1 protein-coding gene and 1 pseudogene are annotated in these 613 nt (G+C 58.6%); one reads left to right on the top strand and one right to left on the bottom strand.

From position 1 onward, the window contains the following. Positions 1-85: 85 nt before the first annotated feature. Positions 86-313: a helix-turn-helix domain-containing protein gene (locus FXB41_RS40430; RefSeq protein ID WP_219685726.1), complete on the bottom strand. Its 228-nt coding sequence runs from the start codon at positions 311-313 to the stop codon at positions 86-88. A gap of 199 nt (positions 314-512) precedes the next feature. On the opposite strand from FXB41_RS40430, the pseudogene FXB41_RS41390 reads away from it, so the two are divergent. Further along, positions 513-613, top strand: a pseudogene (locus tag FXB41_RS41390) (DUF2285 domain-containing protein); the annotation flags it as partial.

Here is a 613-nt window from a genome sequence, read left to right as displayed (position 1 = left end):
CTGGTCGCGGCCGCGCAAGAGCGGCGAATAGACGCTCCGCCAAGCCCCGTCCGGTCCGCCGGGCGGGGCGCTGACCTGAGCCAGCTTACGATTTGCTAAGCCGCGCAACCTTTTTGAGCAGGTCTCCCGGTTCGACCCCCAAAGCTTCAGCAATTTGCCCGAGCACGGTGACGCTTGCCGATACATCGCCGCGCTCGATGGCGCCGACGTAACGCGCGCTTAAACATGCGCGCTCGGCCAGTTCCTCCTGCGTCATTTGTAGATCGTGGCGTTTCCGACGCAGGTTCACAGCCATGATCTCTTTGAGATCCATGGCGATATGGGAACTGAGCCGGAACGATCGTTCTAGGAACGATCGTTCCTATTCGTATCAAAACGTGCTATCCATTGTCCCAACGCCATGAGCGCGGCCGCCCTTGGCTGCCGATCTACTGAATGAACATCCAGGATTCTAACGGGCAACGGAGGTCTGGATTGCGACCAAGGTTTCTGGGAGTTTTAAAGCGGGTATGATGCAGAAACCCTCCCTCGATCCAGACGTGGCGGACTGTGCGCCGAATGACCCGGTGCTTACGGCCTATGACGAACAGCATGTCGTCACGTACATTCGCCT

Origin of the sequence: Bradyrhizobium canariense, from assembly GCF_019402665.1 — a bacterium.
Classification (GTDB): Bacteria; Pseudomonadota; Alphaproteobacteria; order Rhizobiales; family Xanthobacteraceae; genus Bradyrhizobium; species Bradyrhizobium canariense.
Note: the sequence above shows the minus strand (reverse complement) of the source record. Positions and strands in the feature narration are given on the sequence as shown.

Excerpts from the sequence above, each read along its gene's own strand:
- FXB41_RS40430 (WP_219685726.1), bottom strand. The coding sequence starts at position 313 with ATGGATCTCAAAGAGATCATGGCTGTGAACCTGCGTCGGAAACGCCAC.